Source organism: Oscillibacter ruminantium GH1 (assembly GCF_000307265.1).
GTDB classification, from domain to species: Bacteria; Bacillota; Clostridia; order Oscillospirales; family Oscillospiraceae; genus Oscillibacter; species Oscillibacter ruminantium.
On the sequence record NZ_DF158896.1, the window covers coordinates 266,020 to 282,718 of the forward strand.

The following is a 16,699-nucleotide window of genomic DNA, read 5'->3' on the forward strand; positions in this document are numbered from 1 at the left end:
ATGACGCTGCAAAGGCAAGATCCCGATAAGCTGCTGGCCGCAATCGCGCGGGAGGAACAGCCGCAGCATAAAGGCCACCTCAAAATATTCTTCGGATACGCCGCAGGCGTGGGAAAGACCTACGCCATGCTAAAAGCCGCGCACGCTGCAAAAAAGAGCGGCATTGACGTGGCCGCAGGCTATGTGGAGCCCCACGCAAGACCGCAAACTTCTACACTTTTGAATGGCTTGGAGCAGCTTCCCTGCTTGAAGATACAGCATAACGGCATTCTTTTGCGCGAATTTGATCTGGACGCCGCAATGAAGAGAAAGCCCCAGCTTATTCTGGTAGACGAACTTGCCCATACCAACGCGGACGGCTGCCGGCATGCAAAGCGTTATCAGGACGTGGAGGAATTGCTGAACGCGGGCATCGACGTCTATTCCACAGTCAACGTCCAGCATATTGAGAGCTTGAACGATATTGTGGCGTCCATAACCGGCGTCACGGTGCGGGAGCGAATCCCGGACTCTGTGTTTGACAATGCCAATCAGGTGAAGCTGATTGACATAGAGCCGCAGGAACTGCTGGAAAGATTAAGCGGCGGCAACGTATATCAGGATGAACAGGCCGAGCGCGCGGCACAGAACTTCTTCACGGTGGAAAACTTAACCGCGCTCCGGGAATTGGCTCTGCGCCGGTGTGCCGACCGCATGAATCTTCTGACGGAAAGCGCGCGGGTACAGGCAAACGGCGACTATCGTACCGATGAGCATATTTTGGTCTGCCTTTCCTCGGCTCCGTCCAATGCGAAAATTATCCGCACGGCTGCGCGCATGGCCGCCGCTTTTAAGGGGGCGTTTACGGCGCTGTTTGTAGAAACGCCCAACTTTTCCGCCATGAGTGACGAAAACAAAAAGCGGCTGCAAACCAATACGCGACTGGCCCAGCAGCTTGGCGCACAAATTGAAACGGTTTTCGGGGACGACGTGCCGCTGCAAATTGCTGAGTTTGCGCGGCTTTCCGGCGTTTCTAAGGTCGTGATAGGAAGAAGCACGGCAACGCGCCGATGGTTCTTCGCAAAGCCCACCCTGACAGAACGGCTGATTGCAAATACGCCGAGTCTCGATGTTCATATCATCCCGGACAGCGAGACAGGCGCGGACTATCGGGAGCGAAAAGCAAAACGGACAAAGAACGTCCTTTCCCTTGGAGATATCGCAAAAACCATTGGCGTTTTATTTTTGGCAACACTGGCCGGATTGCTGTTTTACAAACTGGGCTTTACCGAGGCCAACATCATCACGGTATACATCCTTGGGGTTCTCATTATTTCGATCATCACAACGAATCGGGCTTACAGCCTGGTGGCCTCCGTTGTCAGCGTGATGGTGTTTAACTTCTTCTTCACAACGCCGCGGTATACCTTTCAGGCGTATGACAGCAGTTATCCCGTTACGTTTGCCGTCATGTTCACGGCTGCGTTCATTATGGGCTCTCTTGCGGCAAAGCTGAAAGAACACGCCAAAAAGTCGGCGCAGGCCGCCTACCGCACCAAGATTTTGTTCGACACCAATCAGCTCTTACAACAGGCAAAAGACAGCGCGTCCATTCTATCGGCCACGGCTGAGCAGCTTGTAAAGCTGCTAGGTAAAAACATCATAGCCTATCCCCTGGAAGGCGGGGAACTTGGCAAGCCGCATATGTTTTTTGTGGAGAAGGATTCCTGTGACGATAGCTGCATGACCGAAAATGAAAGAGCTGTGGCGGTTTGGGTATCCGAGAACAACAAACACGCAGGAGCGACCACGGACACACTCTCCGGTGCAAAATGCCTCTATCTCGCTATCCGCGTCAATCAAAGCGTATATGGCGTGGTGGGGATTGAGATCGGGGAACGGCCTTTGGATGTATTTGAAAACAGTGTGGTGCTCTCTATTCTCGGCGAGTGTGCCCTTGCCCTTGAAAACGAAAAAAACGCGCGGGAAAAAGAGGAAGCGGCGGTCGCCGCAAAGAACGAGCAGCTCCGGGCAAATCTTCTTCGGGCGATCTCACACGACCTGCGTACACCGCTGACCTCTATATCCGGCAACGCCAGCAACCTGCTTTCAAACGGCGACTGCTTTGATGAGGACACGAAAAAGCATATTTACTCGGACATTTACGACGACTCCATGTGGCTGATCAACTTGGTGGAGAATCTTCTGTCTGTCACCCGGATTGAGGAAGGCCGGATGAATTTGAACCTAACGAGCGAGCTGATGGACGAAGTGATTGCCGAAGCGCTGTGTCATGTGAATCGCAAATGTGTCCAGCATACCATCATCACGAAAAGTGCGGAGGACTTCATTCTCGCCAAAATGGACGCGAAGCTGATTGTTCAGGTGGTCATCAACATTGTGGATAACGCAATCAAATATACACCTGCGGGGTCTACAATCACCATTTTTACAGAAAAAAAGGAACATCAAGTTCTTGTCAGCATCGCGGACGACGGGCCCGGCATTTCAAACGACGTAAAGAAGCGTGTATTCGATATGTTTTACAGCGGGAATAACCGGGTTGCCGACAGCCGCCGCAGCCTTGGCTTGGGGCTTTCTCTCTGTAAATCCATCATTCAGGCGCACGGCGGAAAAATATCCGTCTCGGACAATGTGCCGCAGGGGACAGTATTTGTATTTTCACTGCCGATAGGGGAGGTAACCTTGCATGAATAAACCGTTGGTATTAGTCGTTGAGGATGATGCGCCGGTTCGTAACCTGATTACAACCACGCTCAGAGCGCATGATTATCGTTTTCTCTCCGCGAGTTCGGGCGATGGGGCGATTCTTGAAACTTCTTCCCATAATCCTGAAATTGTGCTGCTTGATTTGGGCCTGCCGGACATGGACGGGGTGGAGGTTATCAAGAAAATCCGCACATGGTCGAACCTCCCTATCATCGTCATCAGCGCCCGGAGTGAGGATACGGATAAGATAGACGCGCTGGACGCCGGCGCGGACGATTACCTGACCAAGCCTTTCTCCGTTGAGGAGCTGTTGGCGCGGCTGCGCGTGACTCAGCGGCGGCTTGCGGTCATGCAGGGGGAAACCCTTGCATCCAATGCCATGTTTACGAATGGTAATCTGAGCATCGACTATGCCGCCGGCTGCGCCTATCTCAATAAGGAGGAGCTGCACCTGACGCCGATTGAGTATAAGCTGCTTGTTCTACTTGCCAAAAACGTTGGAAAGGTGCTGACCCATAGGTTTATTACGCAAAGGGTTTGGGGCAGCAGCTGGGACAACGATGTTGCCTCCCTGCGCGTATTTATGGCGACGCTCAGAAAAAAACTGGAGAAAGATACAAACGCACCGCAGTACATTCAAACGCATATCGGCGTGGGGTACCGAATGATGAAGGTGGAGTGATAGAAAGCCGCGATCTGATTGCATGAAGGAAACCGGCTGCTATCTCCAAACTGCAAGAATATGAAGTGCTTGAGGATGTAAGACGGCTGGGAGTGATATCTTTTTCCGTGCTGCTTACCACCAACCTCGCTTTGCCAACGCAACATTTCCCGCCTATCCAGCCTTCATCAGTAGGGAAGTGAAACGCACAAGATAAAAGCAACGCCCAAAGCCTTGTAAAATCAAGGCTTTGGGCATTGCTTTTGGCGTCCCCGAGCGGATTCGAACCGCTGGCCTTCCGCTTAGGAGGCGGATGCTCTATCCAGCTGAGCTACGGAGACATATCCAATTTCGGAGTGCATGGACGATGCAGAAAAGAAAACACAGCAGGTCCTTTTGAAAGCGGACGCTCGGTCAAACTGAATTACAGAGACATAGCGTGTGATGCAGGATGGATAAGCATTCGGTGCAAAGTACACCGTTCCAATCAAAAAATGCGGGAAAAACAGGACCAATTGGTATTGTACCCGCTTTCCACCCCGCTGTCAATCGGAAAGCGGGAGAACTTTGCCATTGGCGCAGCCTGAGAATGCGCGTGCGGCACGCGCCGCTTTTACGCGCTGAACAGAGCGTATCGTGGACGCGAGCTGCTCTGAGGACTGCGAATGTGGGTTGCAGTTACGGGAAAAAGTATTTATAATAGCATCAATGTGATTTAGAACCCGGGCCGCTTGACGGGCGGGAAGAAGGGAGCGGGAGACTTTGAAAAAAGTAGCGCTGGTTACCGGCGGCGGACGGGGTATTGGACGGGCAATTGCCCGAAAGTTGGCAGAACAGGGATACGATGTGGCTGTGAATTACCAGCAGAGCCGCGCGGTAGCGGAGGAGTTGGTAAATGAACTGCGGCAGGCAGGCTGCCGCGCTGGCGCGTTTCAGGCAGATGTGGCAGAGCCGAATGCGGTAAAAGCTATGCTTCACGCCGTGGAGACGGAATTAGGCCCGGTGGAGACGTTGGTGAACAATGCCGGAATCGCTTTGCCGGGAGGGCTGTTTCAGGATGTGGACGACGAAACTTGGAACAGGGCTTTTGCCGTGAATGTAGGTGGAATGCGCAATGTGATTCGGGCGGTGCTGCCCCACATGCTGCATGAAAAGCGGGGGAGCATCGTTAATCTCTCCTCTATCTGGGGGCTGCGCGGCGCCTCCTGCGAGGTGACTTACGCCTGCACAAAGGCCGCCGTGGTGGGGCTTACCCGATCTCTGGCGCTGGAACTGGCTCCATCGCATATTCGGGTGAACGCCGTGGCTCCCGGCTGCATCGACACGGACATGGTTAGCTCTTTGGGGCGGGAAACGATGGATGCTCTGGCGCAGGACACGCCTCTGGGCCGCTTGGGAACGCCGGAGGATATCGCGGCGGCGGTGGCGTTTTTGGCAGGAGAGGACGCCTCCTTCATTACCGGACAGGTCCTGACCGCCGACGGGGGATTTATCGGCTGAAGCGGGGAAACGGATTTCCTGCGGAAGAACAGCTTGCCGGGGTCGCGCCCTTCCGAGAGGAAGAAGCGCGGCCCCGGATTTTAGCCCATGGAAGTGCCGAACCCTTCACGGTTTCTCAGGTTGTGCAATCTGTGAGGAGATTCTAATCGCGGCGCACAAAAAAGGTTTGCCCGGCTGCAAAAGCAGCCGGGCAAACCGCATATGGAAAGGGAGAACAATCAGCCGTTGCAGACAGGAACAATCCAGCCCTTGGTGTCGGGGATTTTGCCCCACTGGATGCCGGTGAGGGTATCATACAGCTTCTGGGTCAGTTCACCGATCTCGCCGTTGCCGATGAGCGCGCTCTGATCCTCGTAGTCCAGCTTTTTGACGGGGGAGACGACAGCGGCGGTGCCGGTGCCGAAAACTTCCTCCAGCTTGCCTTCCTTGGATGCCTTCATGATATCGTCAATGGCCAGCTTGCCCTCGATAACCTCGTAGCCCCAGTCCTTCAGCAGTTCAATGATGGAGCGGCGGGTGACACCGGGGAGCACGGTACCGTCCTTGTCCTGTGCCAAAGCGGTATAGAGCTTGCCATTAATCTTAAAGAAGATGTTCATGGCGCCCACTTCTTCCACATACTTGCGCTCCACGCCGTCCAGCCACAGAACCTGACTGTAACCCTTCTCCTCGGCAATCTTTCCGGCCAGCAGAGACACGGCGTAGTTGCCGCCGCACTTGGTAAAGCCGGTGCCGCCCGGGCAGGCACGGACATAGGTGTCCTCCACATAGATGTCGATAGGAGCCAGACCTGCGGCATAATAAGCGCCGGAAGGAGCACAGATGATGATGAACTGATAGCTGCTGGAGGCATGAACGCCCAGTTGGGCCATGGTGGCAATGGTGAAGGGACGGATGTACAGGGAAGCGCCGTCAGCGTGGGGAACCCAATCCTTCTCAACCTCGACCAGAGCCTTAACGGCCTGCACAAAGTCCTCCACGGGGATTTCGGGGATGCACAGACGATCCTGCGTGTTGTTCATGCGGCGGGCGTTGCAGTCCGGGCGGAACAGCTGGATCTTGTTCTCGGCGGTGCGATAGGCCTTCATGCCTTCAAAGCACTCCTGTGCATAGTGGAATACCACGGCAGAGGGGTCCAGAGAGATGGGGGCATAGGGGACGATGCGGGCGTCGTGCCAGCCTTGGCCCAGGGTATAGTCCATAATAAACATATGGTCGGTAAAGGTCTTGCCAAAACCCAATTTGGACTCATCGGTGGGTTTCGCCTTGGGGGAAGTGGTTTTGGTGATCTTGATATTCAGCATTTTAAGACTCTCCCTTACATATTTTTTGAAGTTATAAAACAAAAGGCTCTCGCCAACCTGTTAAACAGGGAGACGAAAGCCAAACTTCCGTGGTACCACTCTCTTTGCCGCGTTCTGCGGCCACTTCTGCACGCTTTCGCGTACTGTCCCGCTATCGGAGGGCTTCCGTTGCCGCTTAACAGGGAAAAACTCCCCTTAGGCGGGACCGCTCCCAGACCAGACCGGCGGGCCGCGTCCGCTGCCTCGCACCATGCGGCAGCTCTCTGAAGCGGCGATCCCGACGGCAATTTCCGTTCATCGCGTTATGCTATTCAGTTAAAGGATTAAATTTATTTATACCCCGTCTGGAATAGAAAGTCAATCGTAATTTTGCACGAAAGTATGTGGGAGGTCGCCCGACCGCCGGTTTTCCGACGGCCGGGCAATTGATCGTCCGGGAAATTGGATTACTGAATGCAGGCCATACCGCGATGGAACGCTTCAATATTCAGCGGAATAAATTTTGCCTTGGCACCGGCAAACATTTCCTGAATCATGTTCTCGATGGCTTCGGGCTTGAGCACCTTTGTGGCAGCCACATACGCGCCCAGCATGACCATGTTGCCCACCTTGGGATTGCCCACTTCGTCGGCAATTTTGGCACAGGGGACATAATAGGCCTTCAGGTCTGCGCGGGACACCTTGTCGGTGACCACGTCGCTGTTGACAAACACGGTGCCGCCGGAAACCACGCCCGCCTCAAACTTCTCCAGAGAGGGGGCGTTCAGGGCGATCAGCTCGGTGGGATGGTTGAAGATGGGGGAACCCACCGGCTTGTCAGAGAGGACCACGGAGCAGTTGGCCGTGCCGCCGCGCATCTCGGGACCATAGGACGGGGCCCAAGTGACGTTCATGCCCTCGGCCATGCCGGCTTCCGCCAGATTCTTGCCGATGGCCAGACCGCCCTGACCGCCAAACCCGGAAATAATGATTTCTTTCTTCATCTTATTTCACCTCCGCGCTGGTATCCTTGATGACGCCGAGGGGATAGTAGGGGATCATGTTCTCCTTCAGCCAATCAATGGATTTCAGTGCCGTCATGCCCCAGTTGGTGGGGCAGGTGGACAGGACCTCCACAAAGGTAAAGCCCTTGCCCTCCATCTGAAGCTGGAACGCCTTCTTGATGGCCTTTTTGGCCTTGTTCAGGTTGGCGATATCCGTGACGCAGACGCGCTCGGCGTACACGCAGCCGTCCAGCGTGCTCAGCATCTCGGACACGCGGATGGGCATACCGGCCTGCTCCTGCGTCCGGCCCAGCGGGCAGGTGGTGGCCTTCTGGCCGATCAGGGTGGTGGGGGCCATCTGGCCGCCGGTCATGCCGTAAATGGCATTGTTGATAAAGATGGTGGTAAACTTCTCACCCCGCATAGCGGCATGAACGATCTCAGCTGCGCCGATGGAGGCCAGGTCGCCGTCGCCCTGATAGGTGAAGACCGGCTGGGTGGGATGGGTGCGTTTGATTCCGGTTGCAACAGCGGGAGCGCGGCCGTGGGCGGCCTCCTGCATATCGCAGCTGAAGTAGTTATAGGCGAACACGGAGCAGCCCACGGGGCACACGCCGATGGCGTCGTCCAGCAGACCCAGCTCATCCAAAGACTCGGCCACCAGCTTGTGGATGATGCCGTGGTTACAGCCGGGGCAATAGTGAAGTTCCTTATCCGTCAGTCCCTTGGACTTCTGATAGACCACTGCCATGTTACTCTGCCTCCTTCAGGGCCTTTTTGCCCGCTTCTACCATTTCCTCAACGGTGGGGATCACGCCGCCGGCATGGCCCAGATAGCTGATGGGCTTCTGGCCCTCCACGCTCAGGCGCACGTCGTCGATCATCTGACCGTCGATGCTCATTTCTACGTCCAGAATCGCCTTAATATGGCTCTCGCCCGCCAGATCGTGCAGCGCCTTCTCCGGGAAGGGCCACAGGGTAATGGGGCGGAAGAGTCCGGCCTTGATGCCCGCAGCGCGGAGCTGCTCCAGCGCGGTCAAAACGATACGCGCGGGAGTACCGTAGGCCGTGATCAAAAGCTCGGCATCCTCGGTGTCCTTCGTGTCGTAACGAACCTCGTTTTCCTTAATGGTCTGATACTTCTTGGCAAGATGCGCGTTAAAATCATCACACTCGTCCGGGTCCATATACAGGGAGTTGATGACGTTGTGGTGGCCGCGGCCGTGAAGGCCGGTGGCGGCCCAATCCTTGGCGGGGAGGGTGCGCTTGGGGATCTCGTGCCATTCGATGGGCTCCATCATCTGGCCGATCAGACCGTCCGCCAGCACCAGAACGGGGTTGCGGTACTGGTCGGCGATGTCAAACGCCTCCTGCACAAAGTCCACGGCTTCCTGAATGTTGGAGGGAGCCAGAACAAGGGTGCGGTAGTCGCCGTTGCCGCCGCCGCGGGTAGCCTGAAAATAGTCGCCCTGAGCCGGCTGGATGGTCCCGAGGCCGGGGCCGCCGCGCATGCAGTTGACGATGACGGCGGGAAGCTCCGCGCCGGCGAGATAGGTGATGCCCTCCTGCTTCAGGGAAACGCCGGGAGAGGAGGAGGAGGTCATAGCTCGCATACCGGAGCCGGCAGCGCCGTACACCATGTTAATAGCGGCTACTTCGGACTCGGCCTGAACGAAAACCTTGCCGTGCTGGGGCATATGTAACGAAAGATATTCCGGCACCTCGCTCTGCGGGGTGATGGGATACCCGAAGAAGCAGTCGCAGCCGCCGCGAATCGCGGCCTCCGCAATCGCTTCGTTGCCTTTCCACAATTCCTTTTCCACGAAAACTCGACCTCCTTTATCAGAACTTTTCAACAGTGATGATGGAATCCGGGCAGATCTTGGCGCAGCTGGCGCAGGCGATGCACGATGCGATGTCCGTCACGCCGGCGGGGTGATAGCCCTTGCGGTTGATAGAATCCATGTCGATGGCGACGATGTGCTTCGGACAGACGGAAACGCACAGTTCGCAGCCCTTGCACCGGTCCCGGTCAAATGTTACCTTTGCTGTCATGATACTCATTTGCCTCCCTTCGTTTAAAAACCTTTTTTACAGTTCCCACGGTTTTTTCATATAAATGTCAATGGGAAACAGGTTCAGTTCCGCGAGGCTCTCCTCGCCGGTGAAGCGCTGCTCCGCCACATGGCACACAACAGGAATTCCGGCCTCCTTCGAGACCGCCTCGGCCAGCTCCGCGCCTTTTAGAATTTCGTGGGGCGTTGTCTCGCCGCATAGATGGGTGTTGTTCACAATGCCGCCGCAGGTGAGGCCGGTGACAGCCTCAATGCTCCTGAGATACAGCAATGCAGACTCCACCGTCCGCACTTCCGGACGGTTGGCGTTCAGAACGAACAGGAGGTTATAGTCCTCTTGAACAATCTTGGGCTGGAACCGGGCCAGAACCCGGGCGCCCACCGGGTCGCCGCCCACGTCCAAAACGCCGCGGACTTCCCGGTTTTCGAGAATGGTTAAAATCTCTGCCGGCAGGGCGGGCACGTCCGCATCGGTACAAGCCTGCGAGGAGCAGATGACCCGGACCCCTGCGCTTTCCAGCAGCTCCTTCCGCTCCCGGGAACGGAAGTAAGGATTGACGATGTCCACGTCCGCCAGCATGGCGGTATGGCCTGCGTGAGCCAGCGCCAGCGCATAGTTCACGGCAAACTCGGTTTTCCCGGTTCCATAATGCCCGCACACAAGGACAACGCGGTTGGAACAAACCTGATCAGCAGATGCTATCAAAGCGGACCCTCGCTTTCAAATGCTCAAAAAAGAGTTGTATTATTTTAATATGCGTTGTATGATGTCAGTATAACTGATTCGACATCATATGTCAAGAGAAGTTCTTGTGCTTTTCGCCGAACGCATATCTGATATAGTATGGGTAATACGCGTAAGGAATGGAAATGATGGGAAAAAGAGGTGTGCGTTGCATGCGCACCGGAGGAGGAACGCAATGGAAGAACCGAAAAAAGCCAAGCTGTCCGAACAGGCGGCGGAACAGCTGTTGGATATGATTACAGAGGAGCATCGCTATGAAAGCGGCAGCAAGCTGCCCAATGAAAATGAATTAAGCGATCTTTTGGGAGTCAGTCGCACCACGCTGCGGGAGGCGATCTCGTTTCTGGTGGCGCAGGGTGTGCTGGAGATCAAGCGGGGAAAAGGGACGTTTGTGGCAAAGGAACTGCCCCGTTTCCCGGTGGATATGACGACTCTGAGCGATTTAAAGTCCCGCGCCAGAGCCAAGGACCTGTTTGAAATGCGGCTGATTTTTGAGCCGGCAACGGTGGCGCTGGCCTGCCTCCGGGCCAGCGACGAAGAGCTGGAGCAAATTCGCCGCAAGGCGGAACGGATGGAGCAAATCGCCGCCGCCGGGGGGGACTGGCCCGCGGCGGATCAGGACTTTCACTTGAGCATCATCCGGGCATCCCACAATGAATACATGCGCCGTTTGTACCCCATCATCAATGACGCTGTCAGCGAGATTCTGCAAATTTCCGAGAACCGCCAGCACATGCAGGAAGTGGCTGTGGCGGACAACCGAATGATTTTAGAATTTTTGCTGCGGCGGGACGATGTGGGTGCGCGCCACGCGATGAGCATTCACATGAAGCATCTGATCCACACGTTAAGAGTGTGAACGATAATCGAAACTTTCTTAACGGACCTCGCTGTGCATACGATTCATCTATTATGATAGAACGATTCATTTGGAACATTTGATCGATGCGTTAAGAGCGTAAACGGAAAATGGACTTTTTTTAACAACCTGCGGCGCGCCCTGGATTCAGGGCGCGCTTTATTTTGTGCAAAAAAGTTACCAATTACGCAAATAACGGCATAGGAGTTCGCCTTTTTTCACTCAAAATACAGACCTGCGAAATGATGCCTGCATATCTATATTAACAAATCATATGGTAAAATTAAATAAAAATATCTATAATTTATTGTTGAAAAAGCGGACATACAACTTAGCAGTCACAGGAGTTTATTGCTAATTTCTACAATTTTATAGGTCCTATTCACAAATTGTACACAAATTTAAGAAAACCCCCTTAACAAACAAAACATGGACGTGTATAATGGCATTGTAATTAGAATTGAGAAAATTGTGAGACAAGGTAATCGATATTATGGAAAATGCCCAATTGCAGGAAAATCTGGAAAAGCTGCTGAAGGCCTACGCTTACTACTTTGATGTGGAACGTGACGTAGAGGTGGAAGGCGGCTCTTTTTCCGCTGCGGCGGACTATCACTTCCGCGAGGAAAATTATGTGGCAACCCGCGCCCACACGGTTTACGCGTCGGAGCAACATGAGTATGTTTACTTTTATTTAACGGAGCATCTGGATCTTGAAACCCTGAAAAAGGAGATTGATCTCTCGCGGGAGGCGGGCGCCAAAAAGGTGAACCCTCACGGTGAGCACATGTTCTCCTATGTGACGCTGGTGATTCTGGCGGACACCATCGACGAGGACGCAAAAAAGGCCCTCAAGCGGTATCGGTACCGCAAGAACTTTTGGCTGACACTCCGTGGCTGGATGGAGTATCACATAGCGGCAATGGAAACTTCGAGCATGACCTTCCTCAGCAATCCAGCCGGCAAGGAAGCCCGCAAAAATCTCGAGCGCAATTTCCAACCCAAGGCAAATTAAGAAGGGAGAGTACTGTATGAACTCACTGGTTATCCTGCTGATCAGCATCGTTGTTCTTGTCTGCGGTTACTTGTTCTATGGCAAGTGGCTGGCAAAAGAATGGGGTGTTGATCCCTCTCGCGAGACCCCGGCCCACACCTTGGCCGACGGCCTCGACTACTGCCCCGCGAAGGCCCCCGTCCTGCTGGGCCATCACTTCGCCTCCATCGCCGGCGCAGGCCCTATCAACGGCCCCATTCAGGCAGCTGTGTTCGGCTGGGTCCCCGTCCTGCTGTGGATCCTCGTCGGCGGCGTCTTCTTCGGCGCCACGCATGACTTTGCTGCTCTGTTCTCCTCCATCCGTCACGAGGGCAAGTCCATCGGCCATGTGATTGAGGTCAACATCGGCCGCCGGGGCAAGAAGCTGTTCCTGGTGTTCGCTTATTTGACTCTGCTGCTGGTGGTTGCTGCTTTCGGCTCCATCGTGGTGGGCACCTTCGCTTCCGGCGCTGCGGGAAGCGACGCTTATAACATCGCCAACGGTCGCACCGCTTCCATCTCCTTGCTGTTCATCGTGCTGGCTGTCGCGTTCGGTTTCTTTGTCTATCGCCGCAACGCGCCTCTGGGCGTGTCCACGGTGATCGGCGTTGCCGCGCTGGTGCTGTGCATTGTGCTGGGCTACAACTTCCCCATTCACATGGGTGCCAACTTCTGGAACGTGTTCGTTCTGGCTTACATTCTGATCGCTTCCGTCACCCCTGTGTGGATTCTGCTCCAGCCCCGTGACTACCTGAACAGCTTCCTGCTGTACGGCATGATCGCGCTGGCCTTTATCGGCATTCTGGTGGCTCATCCCTCCATGGCTCTGCCTGCGGCCACGGGCTTTAGCGGCATCAACGGCAACAGCCAGCTCTTCCCCGTGCTGTTCATCACTGTGGCTTGCGGCGCAATCTCCGGCTTCCACTCTCTGGTGGGCTCCGGCACCACCGCTAAGCAGCTGGACAACGAGAAGGACGCCATGGCCATTGGTTACGGCGGCATGCTGATCGAGTGCGGTCTGGCTGTGATCTCCCTGATCTGCGTGGGCGTTCTGTTTGGCAACAGCGATGCGCTGGCCTCTGTGGGCAGCAGCATGGCTCTTGCTGAGAGCGGTATGCCCTCCGGCTCTCCCACCGCCGTGTTTGCTACCGGCGTTGCATTCATGCTGACTAAGGTTGGCATGCCCTACGATGTGATGTATTCCGTGCTGATTCTGGCTGTGTCCGCTTTCTGCCTGACTTCTCTGGATACTGCCACTCGTCTGGCCCGTTACATGCTGCAGGAGTTCTTCGTGGACGAGGGCGAGGATGTCAAGAACCTCACCGGCTTCAAGAAGCTGATCTCCAATCCCTTTGTCTCCACCCTCATTACCGTCATTCTGGGCGGTATGCTGATGCTGGGCGGTTACGACAAGATTTGGCCGCTGTTCGGCGCTGCCAACCAGCTGCTGGCTGCTCTGGCTCTGCTGGCTTGTGCCGCATGGCTGGGCAACGTGGGCAAGAACAACAAGATGTTCTATATCCCCATGGTCTTCATGCTGCTCGCAACTTTGACTTCTCTGGCCATTACCTTCAAGACGAAACTCGGTCGGCTGATGAATCCCCCCGAGGTTCCCACTGTGCCTGCCGACGTGCTGCAGGTGCTGTTCTCCGCAGTGCTGTTTGTGCTGGCCTTCATTCTGGTGGTTGAGGGTTGGAAGACCCTGACCAGCAAGAAGCCTGCTGAGTCTAAGAAGTAATTAGGCTCTGATGGTTCCCTGATTACCGCTGTCAGCAAGTCCGCCCCGGCTTAAGCCGGGGTGGACTTTTTTGATGCCTGCATACTGATGATGAGGGACCGAATGATGGAACCCGGCAAATAGAGAAGGGGCCCAAACGGAAGGCACTGCTTACCCGAAAACAGGGATGATTTCTTTTGCCCTGTCTGCGGACGCGAAGCGGCTTCGGTCCAAAAACGAACCGAACCGAAAACTGGCGCAAAAACCCCGAACCTTCGCCGCAAGACGAGGGTCCGGGGTTTCATGGTTACTGGTTTATTTACCGCAGAGGAACCGCAGCGCTTCCACATAGCCGGAAAGGCCGTGGCCTTTGATGGTTTTGACGCAGGCCGCACGAATGTAAGAGATTTTGCGGAAATCCTCTCGGGTGTCCGGGTCGGAGATATGAACCTCCACCGTGGGAATGCCAACGGCCTTCACCGCGTCCAGCAGGGCTACGCTGGTGTGGGTGTAAGCGCCGGGATTGATCACAATACCGTCCATCATCCCATAGGCCCGCTGGATGGCGTCCACCAGTCCCCCCTCGTGGTTGGACTGGTAAAACTCCACACCCACGTCAAGGTGACTCGCCTCCTTCTGGATCATGGAGCACAGATCGTTATAGGTTTCGTGCCCGTAAATCTCCGGCTCCCGGATCCCCAGCATGTTCAGATTAGGTCCGTTGAGAATCAGTATCCGCACAAAAATCCCTCCAAATCCGCTCGGCGGCGTCTTGAGGCGCGCCGTTGTTGTCAATCAATGCGTCCCGGAACCGCCGGTACAGCGGGGCGCGCTCCGCCGCCATAGTGGCGAGGTCTGCCCCTTGAGACAGGGGACGACCGTCGGTGGGGAGCTTTTCAAGGCAGCGATCCAGCTGGTAAATTCGGCCGTTCTGGTGAAGGAATCCGTAATTCTGAGGGGACTTTACAATCCCACCGCCGCAGATCAGAATTTTCTTGCTCTCCCTTCCGAATCGCTCTGCCGCCTGCTGCTCCAGAGCCCGAAAAGCGGGTTCGCCGTCCTGTGCAAAAATATCGGGAATGGACTTTCCGGCGGTCTTCACGATTTCCGCGTCCAAGTCCACCGCCCCCCGCCCGGTCAAGGCGGCTAATTCCGCACCCACGGTGGATTTTCCGCAGCCGGGCATCCCGATTAAAACAATGTTCTCCATCTCTCGGCGCAAAAGAGCCAAAATGCGCTCGTTTTCGGCAGGATTTATTTTCCGGTCGAAGAAATACTCCTCCGCCGCCGTGGCCTGAAAGACCAGCATGGGCAGCCCGTCGGAGCAGGGAAGGCCCAGCGCCTCCGCCTGAAGCAGCAGCGCCGTCCTCCGGGGGTTGTACACCACGTCCAGCACGCCCTGACAGGCGGGAAACCTTGTCAAATCGGCGGCAGATTCTCCGGTGTGAGGGTACATGCCCACCGGCGTGGTGTTTACCACGATCTCTGCGTCGCCATGGCGGCTGAGATTGTCATAATTATCCGCGCCGTGGCGGGAGACGACCACGATTTCCCGCGCGCCGCAGGCCCGAGCTGCCGCCTGCGCCGTAAGAGAGGTTCCGCCGCTGCCAAGGATCATCACTTTACGGTCCTTCATCTCCACGCCCGCCCGGCGAGCCATGTACAAAAAGCCGGAGATATCCGTGTTCCAAGCGTAGAGTTTTCCATCCGGACGGCGCACCAGCGTATTCACACTGCCGATGGCCTGTGCGGCAGGGTCGATCACGTCACAGTAAGCCATCACGTCCCGCTTGTAAGGAATGGTGACGTTCAGTCCGCCGATATCGGGGCGTGCCAAAAAGGCGGGAAGCTCCTCCGGCTCCAACTCGATCAATCGATAGCCCTGATTGCCCACCGCCGCGTGGATGGAAACGGACCAGCTGTGGCCCAGCGTTCGGCCCAGCAGGCCGTAAATCTTCTCCGGCATCGGCTCACACTTCCGCGTAGTTGCCCAGGAAGTGGAAGCTCTGGCAGGAGCGCTCCATCTCCTCCAGCATGGGCAGAACGCCCGGATCCTTCAAATCGGCCTCCAGCTCAATGAAGAAGATGAACTCAAAATTCCGGCCCGTGACGGGGCAGCTTTCCAGTTTCGTCATGTTGATGCCCAAAGCCGCGGGCTTGGAGAGAATGTCATACAGTGCGCCGGGCTTGTTGTCGCAGGCGAAGATCAGACTGATCCGGCTGGCACCCGCGTAGATGGCGGGGTCCTTGGTGACGCAGATGAAGCGGGTGTAATTGTTGTCGCTGTCCTGCACATCCTCTTTCAAAACGCTGAGGCCGTACAGCTCCGCGCAGGCATGAGAGGACAAAGCTGCCACATGGGGGTCTTTGCACTGGGACACCATCTGGGAGGCGGAGGCGGTGTTGTCGCAGGGAATCACTCGTACGCCGGAAAGACTCTCCAGAAAATGCCCGCACTGGCCGATGGCCTGCGGGTGGGAGTAAATTTCCGTCAGATCCTCCAGTTTTGCGCCGGGAAGGCCCAGCAGCTCGTGGCGGATGCAAAGGCGGGTGCTGCGGACAATGGAGAGGTGCTTGGTTTGCAGCAGGTCATATACTGCGCGAACCGAGCCGTTGGAGCTGTTTTCAATAGGAAGAACACCGAACTTGCACAACCCGGACTGCACGGCGGAAACCACCGCCTCAAAACTCTTCACATAGACGATGTTGCCCCGAGGCAGAAGGCGGTCGCAGGCGGCCTGAGAGTTGGCGCCCTCCATGCCCTGACAGGCCACAAGACCCGTCTGGGGGAAGACCTCGCCCCCTGCTTCCAAAGAGGCCCGCACCCGCGCCGCCACCTGCGTGGGCGCGCCGGTGAGTTCCGCCTGCCGCGCACGGGAAAGGTGGAACAGTGTGGTGAAGAGGTGATAGGCGTAGCGCTCCTTGTCTCCGGCCTCTGCGGTTACCTTGGCCAGAATCTCCCGTTCCCGCGTCCGGTTGGAGATGGGCAGTCCTTGTTCAGCCTTGGCGGCGGCAACGTCCTCAGAGAGAGCCATGCGCTCCAAAAACAGCTTCAGCAGGGCCTCGTCCGCCGTGTCGATTTTTTCCCGAATCTCAGAAAGTTCCATATGTGG

Annotated in this window: 15 protein-coding genes and 1 tRNA gene; 6 read left to right on the top strand and 10 right to left on the bottom strand. The window is 55.9% G+C overall.

Annotated elements, in window-relative coordinates:
* Positions 1-2,697, top strand: coding sequence for an ATP-binding protein (locus tag ON16_RS01370; RefSeq protein ID WP_040658759.1), 2,697 nt, complete (start codon positions 1-3; stop codon positions 2,695-2,697).
* Complete coding sequence (locus ON16_RS01375) at positions 2,690-3,391, top strand: response regulator (protein ID WP_040658760.1); 702 nt, start codon at positions 2,690-2,692, stop codon at positions 3,389-3,391. The genes ON16_RS01370 and ON16_RS01375 overlap by 8 nt, the downstream gene beginning before the upstream one ends.
* 243 nt (positions 3,392-3,634) lie before the next feature.
* Here the strand turns inward: ON16_RS01375 and ON16_RS01380 are convergent.
* Positions 3,635-3,711 (bottom strand) — tRNA-Arg (locus ON16_RS01380).
* Positions 3,712-4,132: 421 nt separating this feature from the next.
* Between ON16_RS01380 and ymfI the strand changes: the two genes are divergently transcribed.
* Entirely contained in the window at positions 4,133-4,870 is a 738-nt protein-coding gene (gene ymfI, locus ON16_RS01385) for an elongation factor P 5-aminopentanone reductase (protein WP_040658761.1), read from the top strand.
* A gap of 218 nt (positions 4,871-5,088) precedes the next feature.
* Here ymfI and ON16_RS01390 read toward each other — a convergent pair whose 3' ends face one another.
* The 6 genes from ON16_RS01390 to ON16_RS01415 form a co-directional block, all read right to left on the bottom strand.
* Positions 5,089-6,174: a branched-chain amino acid aminotransferase gene (locus tag ON16_RS01390; protein ID WP_040658762.1), complete on the bottom strand. Its 1,086-nt coding sequence runs from the start codon at positions 6,172-6,174 to the stop codon at positions 5,089-5,091.
* Between the two features lie 446 nt (positions 6,175-6,620).
* Positions 6,621-7,157: a 2-oxoacid:ferredoxin oxidoreductase subunit gamma family protein gene (locus ON16_RS01395; RefSeq protein WP_040658763.1), complete on the bottom strand. Its 537-nt coding sequence runs from the start codon at positions 7,155-7,157 to the stop codon at positions 6,621-6,623.
* Between the two features lies 1 nt (position 7,158).
* Positions 7,159-7,908: a thiamine pyrophosphate-dependent enzyme gene (locus ON16_RS01400; protein WP_040658764.1), complete on the bottom strand. Its 750-nt coding sequence runs from the start codon at positions 7,906-7,908 to the stop codon at positions 7,159-7,161.
* Position 7,909: 1 nt separating this feature from the next.
* Positions 7,910-8,980, bottom strand: a complete 1,071-nt coding sequence (locus ON16_RS01405; protein WP_040658766.1) for a 3-methyl-2-oxobutanoate dehydrogenase subunit VorB — start codon at positions 8,978-8,980, stop codon at positions 7,910-7,912.
* Between the two features lie 19 nt (positions 8,981-8,999).
* Positions 9,000-9,221 (bottom strand): 4Fe-4S dicluster domain-containing protein, encoded by a 222-nt coding sequence (locus ON16_RS01410; RefSeq protein ID WP_352415156.1) that lies wholly within the window; start codon positions 9,219-9,221, stop codon positions 9,000-9,002.
* A gap of 27 nt (positions 9,222-9,248) precedes the next feature.
* Positions 9,249-9,938 carry a P-loop NTPase family protein gene (locus tag ON16_RS01415; protein WP_051131461.1) on the bottom strand — a complete coding sequence of 230 codons (690 nt, stop codon included), beginning with the start codon at positions 9,936-9,938 and terminating at the stop codon, positions 9,249-9,251.
* A gap of 214 nt (positions 9,939-10,152) precedes the next feature.
* On the opposite strand from ON16_RS01415, the gene ON16_RS01420 reads away from it, so the two are divergent.
* The 3 genes from ON16_RS01420 to ON16_RS01430 all read left to right on the top strand — a co-directional run bounded on the left by ON16_RS01420 (position 10,153) and on the right by ON16_RS01430 (position 13,607).
* Positions 10,153-10,836: a FadR/GntR family transcriptional regulator gene (locus ON16_RS01420; protein ID WP_040658770.1), complete on the top strand. Its 684-nt coding sequence runs from the start codon at positions 10,153-10,155 to the stop codon at positions 10,834-10,836.
* Between the two features lie 493 nt (positions 10,837-11,329).
* Positions 11,330-11,851: a DUF8052 family protein gene (locus ON16_RS01425; RefSeq protein ID WP_040658773.1), complete on the top strand. Its 522-nt coding sequence runs from the start codon at positions 11,330-11,332 to the stop codon at positions 11,849-11,851.
* A 16-nt stretch (positions 11,852-11,867) separates the two neighbouring features.
* Positions 11,868-13,607 (top strand): carbon starvation CstA family protein, encoded by a 1,740-nt coding sequence (locus tag ON16_RS01430; protein WP_040658775.1) that lies wholly within the window; start codon positions 11,868-11,870, stop codon positions 13,605-13,607.
* Positions 13,608-13,901: 294 nt separating this feature from the next.
* Here the strand turns inward: ON16_RS01430 and aroQ are convergent, their stop codons facing one another.
* From aroQ to ON16_RS01445, 3 genes are read right to left on the bottom strand one after another with little or no spacing between them, the layout of a single operon-like run.
* Positions 13,902-14,327: a type II 3-dehydroquinate dehydratase gene (aroQ, locus tag ON16_RS01435; RefSeq protein WP_040658778.1), complete on the bottom strand. Its 426-nt coding sequence runs from the start codon at positions 14,325-14,327 to the stop codon at positions 13,902-13,904.
* Positions 14,299-15,552: a shikimate kinase gene (locus tag ON16_RS01440; RefSeq protein ID WP_040658780.1), complete on the bottom strand. Its 1,254-nt coding sequence runs from the start codon at positions 15,550-15,552 to the stop codon at positions 14,299-14,301. The genes aroQ and ON16_RS01440 overlap by 29 nt, the downstream gene beginning before the upstream one ends.
* A gap of 4 nt (positions 15,553-15,556) precedes the next feature.
* Positions 15,557-16,693: a bifunctional chorismate mutase/prephenate dehydratase gene (locus ON16_RS01445; RefSeq protein ID WP_040658782.1), complete on the bottom strand. Its 1,137-nt coding sequence runs from the start codon at positions 16,691-16,693 to the stop codon at positions 15,557-15,559.
* Positions 16,694-16,699: the final 6 nt, after the last annotated feature.

Bases quoted from the DNA above. Each gene is read 5' to 3' on its own strand.
- ON16_RS01410 (WP_352415156.1), bottom strand. From the start codon at position 9,221: ATGAGTATCATGACAGCAAAGGTAACATTTGACCGGGACCGGTGCAAG.
- ON16_RS01375 (WP_040658760.1), top strand. From the start codon at position 2,690: ATGAATAAACCGTTGGTATTAGTCGTTGAGGATGATGCGCCGGTTCGT.
- ON16_RS01420 (WP_040658770.1), top strand. From the start codon at position 10,153: ATGGAAGAACCGAAAAAAGCCAAGCTGTCCGAACAGGCGGCGGAACAG.
- ON16_RS01395 (WP_040658763.1), bottom strand. From the start codon at position 7,157: ATGAAGAAAGAAATCATTATTTCCGGGTTTGGCGGTCAGGGCGGTCTG.
- ON16_RS01370 (WP_040658759.1), top strand. From the start codon at position 1: ATGACGCTGCAAAGGCAAGATCCCGATAAGCTGCTGGCCGCAATCGCG.
- ON16_RS01390 (WP_040658762.1), bottom strand. From the start codon at position 6,174: ATGCTGAATATCAAGATCACCAAAACCACTTCCCCCAAGGCGAAACCC.
- ON16_RS01425 (WP_040658773.1), top strand. From the start codon at position 11,330: ATGGAAAATGCCCAATTGCAGGAAAATCTGGAAAAGCTGCTGAAGGCC.
- ON16_RS01430 (WP_040658775.1), top strand. From the start codon at position 11,868: ATGAACTCACTGGTTATCCTGCTGATCAGCATCGTTGTTCTTGTCTGC.
- ON16_RS01400 (WP_040658764.1), bottom strand. From the start codon at position 7,908: ATGGCAGTGGTCTATCAGAAGTCCAAGGGACTGACGGATAAGGAACTT.
- ON16_RS01440 (WP_040658780.1), bottom strand. From the start codon at position 15,552: ATGCCGGAGAAGATTTACGGCCTGCTGGGCCGAACGCTGGGCCACAGC.
- ON16_RS01445 (WP_040658782.1), bottom strand. From the start codon at position 16,693: ATGGAACTTTCTGAGATTCGGGAAAAAATCGACACGGCGGACGAGGCC.